This window comes from Hamadaea sp. (assembly GCF_013362815.1).
Classification (GTDB): Bacteria; Actinomycetota; Actinomycetes; order Mycobacteriales; family Micromonosporaceae; genus Hamadaea.
On record NZ_JABFVK010000086.1, the window covers coordinates 1 to 6326 of the forward strand.

A 6326-nucleotide genomic window follows, 5' to 3' on the forward strand; every position below is an offset into this window, starting at 1 on the left:
CCCTACGGGTACGCACAAAGCGGCTCGCGCGGCGATCCCTCGACGTATTGCGCGACCGCGTACTGGGGTTCGAACGCGGTGACGGTCAACTGCTACAACAACGTGACCGACGCTTACGCTGACAGCGATTTCACCGTGGCCATCACTAGTTGATCGCGCTAGCGTCGGTTGGGTGACGAAGACACCGGAAGGCCTCCCGAAGACGCTGGGGGAGTTGCGCGCGGCCGGCTACACCTATCGCACCGTCAAGGCGGAACTCCGGGAGAACCTGCTCGCCCGGATGCGCTCGGGCGAGCCGCGTTTCCCGGGGATCGTCGGCTACGACGACACCGTGTTGCCCGAGGTCGAGCGCGCCCTGCTGGCCGGGCACGACATGGTGCTGCTGGGCGAGCGCGGCCAGGGCAAGACCCGGCTCATCCGTACGCTGATCGAGCTGCTCGACGAGTGGACGCCGGTGATCGCCGGGTCGGAGCTCAACGAGCACCCGATGCATCCGATCAGCCCCGCCTCGGTACGCCTGGCCGAGGAGTTCGGCGACTCGCTGCGAGTGCACTGGGTGCACCGGTCACAGCGCTACGGCGAGAAGCTGGCCACCCCGGACACCAGCGTCGGCGACCTCATCGGCGACGTCGACCCGATCCGGATCGCCCAGGGGCGTACGCTCGGCGACCCGGAGACCATCCACTTCGGACTCGTTCCGCGTACCAATCGGGGCGTCTTCGCGGTGAACGAGCTGCCGGACCTGGCCGAGCGGATCCAGGTCTCGCTGCTGAACGTGCTCGAGGAGCGCGACGTGCAGATCCGCGGCTACCAGCTGCGGCTGCCGCTGGACCTGTTGCTGGTGGCGAGCGCGAACCCCGAGGACTACACCAACCGCGGCCGGATCATCACCCCGTTGAAGGACCGGTTCGGCGCCGAGATCCGTACGCATTACCCCGTCGACCTGGACCTGGAGCTGGACCTGATCCGGCAGGAGGCGGAGCTGGTCGCGCCGGTGCCCGAGCACGTGCTGGAGGTGCTGGCTCGGTTCGCCCGCAACGTCCGCGAGTCGCCGTCGGTCGACCAGCGCTCCGGCGTCTCCGCGCGGTTCGCGATCGCGGCGGCCGAGACGGTTGCGGCGTCGGCCCTGCGCCGGGCCGGGCTGCTAGGCGAGGATGAGCCGGTTGCCCGGATCGGCGACACCGTGTCGGTGACGAGCACGCTGCGCGGCAAGGTCGAGTTCGAGAGCGGCGAGGAGGGCCGTGAGGCCGAGATCCTCGCCCACTTGCTTCGGGCGGCGACCGCCGAGACGTTCCGGGCCCATCTGGCCGGGCTCGACCTGTCCGGGTTCACCGCGCTGGTCGCCGAGGGCGGAGTCGTCGAGACCGGCGACCTCGTACCCGCCGACGAGCTGCTGCGGCAGGTCGGGACGGTGCCGGGGCTGGCCAAGGCGCTGGAGCGGCTCGGGTTGGGCGACGGCCCGACTCGGGGCGAGGCGGCGGCCGGCGTGGAGTTCGTCCTCGAAGGGCTGCACCTGACCCGGCGGCTGGCCAAGGACCTGACCGACGACGGGCGCGCCCGCTATCGGGGCGCCGAGCGCGGGCGAGGCTGAGATGGCTGGCGGCAACCGGTTCCGCTACGGCCTGTGGCGTGGCGGCCCCGATCCGCTGGCTCCGCCGTACGACGTGCGGGCCGCCGTCGACGAGGTCGGCGCGGACGTGCTGAGCGGCGGCAGCCTGCGCGAGGCGCTGCGGGAACTGCTGCGCCGCGGACCGTCCGGCCGGGGCGGGCTCGACGACCTGTCCGCCCGCGCCCGGCGGATGCGGCTGGAGGCGATGCGCCGCGGTTCGCTCGACGGCGCGGTGACCAGGGCCCAGGCGCTGCTCGACCAGGCGCTCGCCGCCGAACGGGAGGAGCTGGCCGGGCGCGACGACGACGCCGCGCGATTCGCCGAGGCTACTTTGGACAGTCTGCCGCGATCCACCGCCCGGGCCGTGGACGAACTGTCCACCTACGACTGGGCCAGCGAAGAGGCCCGGCAGACGTATCAGCAGATCCTCGACGGACTGCGCCGTGAGGTGCTGGAGCAGCGCTTCAGCGGCCTGCGCGACGCGCTCGGAGCGGCTGCGAACGATCCCGAGGCGCAGCGGCGGCTGGCCCGGATGATGGCGGACCTCAACGACCTACTCGGCCGCCATTCCCGGGGCGAGGACACCGAAGACGCGTTCGCCGCGTTCATGCGCGAACACGGCGACTTCTTTCCGGAGAAACCCGGCTCGGTCGAGGAGCTCATCGACGCCCTGGCCCGGCGGGCCGCTGCGGGCGAGCAGCTCATGCGATCGCTGTCGGCGAGTCAGCGGGCCGAGCTCGAAGGGCTGATGGATCAGGCGCTGGCCGGTTCCGGCCTCGGCGACCAGATGGCCGCGTTGACGAGCCATCTCCGGGCGCTGCGACCCAACCTGCCGTGGGACCGGCAGTCTCGCGTACGCGGCGACGAGCCCCTCGGCTATGGCGAGGCGACCGGCGCCCTCGGCGAGATCGCCGATCTCGACGAGCTCATCGAGCAGCTGGCGCAGGAGCATCCGGGCGCGACGCTCGACGACGTGGACGTCGAGGCGGTCGAGCGGAATTTGGGCCGCTCCGCCGCCGACGACGTACGCCGTCTGCAGGAGCTGGAGCGGGAACTGCGACGGCAGGGCTGGGTCGCCCGGGGCGCTGACGGACTCACGTTGAGCCCCAAGGCTTTGCGTCGGCTCGGGGGCACCGCGTTGCGCCGCGTCTTCGCCGATCTGGCCGAAGGCCGGCGTGGTCAGCACGACTTGCGGGACGCGGGTGCTGCGGGCGAGGTGACCGGGGCGTCCCGGCCGTGGGCGTACGGCGATGAACAGCCGTTGGACGTGGTGCGGACGGTGACCCGGGCGGTGACCCGCGGCGGCGCGGGCGTCCCCGTGACCTTGGCGGTCGAGGACTTCGAGGTCGCCGAGACCGAGCGGCGGGCGTCGGCGGCGGTCGCGCTGTGCGTGGACCTGTCCTTCTCGATGATGGCCGACGGCCGGTGGGGCCCGATGAAGCAGACCGCGCTGGCACTGTCGCACCTGGTCGCGACCCGGTTCCCGCAGGACGCGCTGCAGATCGTCGGGTTCAGCCGGGTGGCCGGCGTGCTGTCACAACAGGAGCTGGCGGCGGTGGAGCCGGACTACGTCCAGGGCACCAACCTGCAGCACGCGTTGCGGCTGGCGGCCCGGCATCTGCACCGGCATCCGGGGTTCGAACCGGTGGTCCTGGTCATCACCGACGGCGAGCCGACCGCGCACATCGACGACGACGGCGAGGCGGTCTTCTACTGGCCGCCGCTGCGCGAGACGGTGCAGGCGACGATGGCCGAAGTGGACAGCCTGACCAGGACAGGCGCGACGCTGAACTTCTTCATGCTGGGCGAGGACGCCGGGCTGCGGCGGTTCGTCGACTCGGTGGCCCGGCGCAACGGGGGCCGGATGTTCACCCCGGATGCGGAGGAGCTGGGGCGTTACGTAGTCTCGGACTACCTGCGGGCGCGGCGCGGCCGACGCGGCTGAATTGGTCTAGGTATACCTAGACGGCGGTGTGGTGATCTAGGTAGGTCGGCGGGGTCAAGATACGTAACCGATCCTGATGGCTACGGCCCCTTACTCGGGCAACATATTCCTTGTCCACGAGATACGCAAGACGAAGACTCGGACAAGGAGTCCACAATGTTCACCTCACCGCAGACCGTGCTCGAACTCGCGAAGCTCCACCACCAGGAGCTCCTTGACGAGGCCAAGCGCAACCGACTGTCGCTTCGCGCGCGCAGATCCGCTCGCCAGCGCTCTGCTCGCGCGCATAGTCAGACTGTCTGACCCCGAAGATCGGCTCCGGACTCGTCCGGAGCCGATCTTCTTTGGTATCCGGACCACCAGGCCTCGGCTGCTTCGGCCAGGGACGGCGTCGGTGCGGCGACCCGGCTCTGGTCCAGTGATCCGAGCCAACGGCCGAGCAGGTCGGCGATGACGGCCCGGTCCTGTGGCGCGACCGCCGACCGCGTCGCGAAGTACGCGATGAGCTCCGCGCCGTGCGGGTTGTCCGAGTCGCACCGAGGGCAGAGGCCGACGCTGCGGCCCGCCGACGTGATCCGCGCGGTGAGGCAGAGCCGCTCCCCGCAGAGGTCGCATCGCCCACCCGCTACGCTCACCTGCACCGAGGTCATCTCACTCCCGCCCGCGTCATCCCCAATTGCTGCGGAATGACCTTATCTCAGGCGGGCGTCGCCTCCGACACCTGCCAGCGCCGCTGATCCACCCCCGCGGCGCTCCATGATCGTTCGCTCCCTGCGTTCGTTCGCTCCCTGCGTTCGTTCGCGATGTCCCGGGATGACGTCGTTATTCGCGGGCGGAAGGCCGCGTTATCCCGGGATCTCGCGCTCGCCGCGCTCGCCCCGGTCGCCGCGCTCGCCCAGCGAGCCCAGCCAGGCGTCGACGCCGGCGAGCATCGAGGCGCGAAGCGCCGGAGGGGCGGTGGAGGCCTCGATCGAGTGCCGCGCGAGCTGCGCGAGCGCGGCGTCGTCGAGGCCGAGCCGCCGGGCGATGGCGTACTGCGTGCTCAGGTCGGCGCCGAACAGCAGGGGGTCGTCGGTCCCCAGCGCCACCGGGACACCCGCCTCGATCAGGCTCGCCAGCGGCAGCGACATCCCGAACGGCGGGTAAGACGTCGGGCATACCTCCAGCGTCACCCCGCGTTCGGCCAGGAATCCGAGCGTCACCGGGTCGGCGGCGGCGGTCAGCCCGTGCCCGATCCGCTTCGCGCCCAACTGCTCCACACAGTCGCGTACGTGCCACGCCGCCTCGTAGAAGCCCGCGTGCGGCACCGCGAGCAGCCCCACGTCGGCGGCGATCCGGAACGCTCGGGCGAAGTCCGCCACCCGGCCACGTCGTTCGTCATTGGAAAGCCCGAACCCCACCACGCCATGTGGCTGATATCGCGCGGCCAGGGTGGCGATCCGGGTGGCGGTCTCCGGCGTACCGGCCCAGCTCGACGCCAGCACGATCCCGGCTCGTCCGTCCGCGGCGGCCAGCGCCGTCTCCACCACCGCCGCCTCGCCGCCCAGGCGGCTCGCGTACGAGGTGGGATCGATCTGGATCTCGACCCAGGCCGCACCGTCGGCCGCGCTGTCCGCGATCGTCTCGCGGATCACGCGCATCACGTCATCACTGGTACGCACAGCGGAGCGGGCGGTGTCGTAGCGCTCCTGGAAGGCCTCCCAGCCGTGGGCGACGCCCTCCGGCAGCGGGGGCGGCACCGACAGCCCGGCGCGGGCGGCGAGCTCGGCGAGGGTGGCCGGGCGCATCGACCCGGTCAGATGCAGATGCAGATTCGCCTTGGGCAGCTGCCGCAGGTCACGCATGGACGAAGACTAGACCGGGAGGCGGTCGCGGAGGCGGCGCTCGGCCTCGGTCAGCCGGTCGCCGTCGATCGCCAGGTCGGGGTGCAGCAGCGCCTGGATCAGCAGCCCGTCGAAGAGGGCGAGGGCGACGCCACCGGCATCCGTCCCGGACGCATCCGCACCCAGGCCGAGCACGCGGGCGACATCGGCCCGGGAGCGGCGGAATCCCTCGGTCAGCAGTTCGCGTACGCGATCGTCGTGCTGGGCGCGGGCCAGGGCGGTGACGAACATGCGGGCCAGTCCCTCGTGGCGTCGACGCGTCTCCGCGATCACCGTCGCGACCTGCGGAAAGCCAGCTGCCCCTGGAGCCGCCAGGGCAGCCAGCGCCGCCGCGATCTCGGCGAGCCAGCGGTCGAGCCCTTCGACGACGGCCGCCGTGAGCAGGGCGTCCTTCGAGCCGAAGTGATAGGTGATCGAGGCGAGGTTCGCCCCCGATTCGGCGGTGATCTCCCGTGCGGTGACCCTGTCCCAGGGCAGGCGCTCCAGGCAGCGCAGTACGCCGTCGATCAGCTCGGCTCGGTTGCTGTGCTGGGGCACGGGCTCTCCCTCGTCGTCGCGCTGATCCGTTGCGTGAAATTGTACAGGCGTATAGATTCAGAGATGTGTTCGCAGCAACCATCGCCGTCACCGCAGTTCTCGCGGCTCTGCTGGCGTATGCGGCGATTCGCAAACTCAGTCATGAGCCTTCCGTCGTCGCGAGCTACGCCCGGGTGGGCGTACCGGAGGAACGGCTCAACCTGTTGGCGGTGATCCTGTTCGCCGGGGCCGCCGGAGTGCTTGTAGGGCTGGTCTGGCCGCCGCTCGGGGTGGCCGCCGGGATCGGCCTGGTGCTCTACTTCGCGCTGGCGGTCGGGGCGCACGTCCGCTTCCGCGATCTCGCCCACATCGG

The 6326-nt window shown here is 71.1% G+C and carries 7 protein-coding genes; 3 read left to right on the top strand and 4 right to left on the bottom strand.

All coding sequences use genetic code 11. From position 1 onward, the window contains the following. Window positions 1-172 precede the first annotated feature (172 nt). Together HOV77_RS30045 and HOV77_RS30050 are read left to right on the top strand one after the other, a co-directional pair. Entirely contained in the window at window positions 173-1591 is a 1419-nt protein-coding gene (locus tag HOV77_RS30045) for a magnesium chelatase (protein WP_290868229.1), read from the top strand. Window position 1592: 1 nt separating this feature from the next. Continuing rightward, the gene (locus HOV77_RS30050) at window positions 1593-3554 is read left to right on the top strand and encodes a hypothetical protein (protein ID WP_290868232.1); all 1962 of its coding nucleotides are present in this window, start codon (window positions 1593-1595) and stop codon (window positions 3552-3554) included. Between the two features lie 165 nt (window positions 3555-3719). On the opposite strand, the gene HOV77_RS30055 is transcribed toward HOV77_RS30050, so the two are convergent. The 4 genes from HOV77_RS30055 to HOV77_RS30070 form a co-directional block, all read right to left on the bottom strand. Further along, entirely contained in the window at window positions 3720-3842 is a 123-nt protein-coding gene (locus tag HOV77_RS30055) for a hypothetical protein (protein ID WP_290868235.1), read from the bottom strand. A gap of 2 nt (window positions 3843-3844) precedes the next feature. Beyond that, window positions 3845-4195: a DUF6300 family protein gene (locus HOV77_RS30060; RefSeq protein WP_290868239.1), complete on the bottom strand. Its 351-nt coding sequence runs from the start codon at window positions 4193-4195 to the stop codon at window positions 3845-3847. Between the two features lie 204 nt (window positions 4196-4399). Next, complete coding sequence (add, locus tag HOV77_RS30065; RefSeq protein ID WP_290868242.1) at window positions 4400-5398, bottom strand: adenosine deaminase; 999 nt, start codon at window positions 5396-5398, stop codon at window positions 4400-4402. Window positions 5399-5407: 9 nt separating this feature from the next. Then, window positions 5408-5974: a TetR/AcrR family transcriptional regulator gene (locus tag HOV77_RS30070; protein WP_290868244.1), complete on the bottom strand. Its 567-nt coding sequence runs from the start codon at window positions 5972-5974 to the stop codon at window positions 5408-5410. A 65-nt stretch (window positions 5975-6039) separates the two neighbouring features. Between HOV77_RS30070 and HOV77_RS30075 the strand changes: the two genes are divergently transcribed. Then, window positions 6040-6326 (top strand): DoxX family protein (locus tag HOV77_RS30075; protein ID WP_290868247.1); only part of this gene is annotated, 287 nt, incomplete at its 3' end.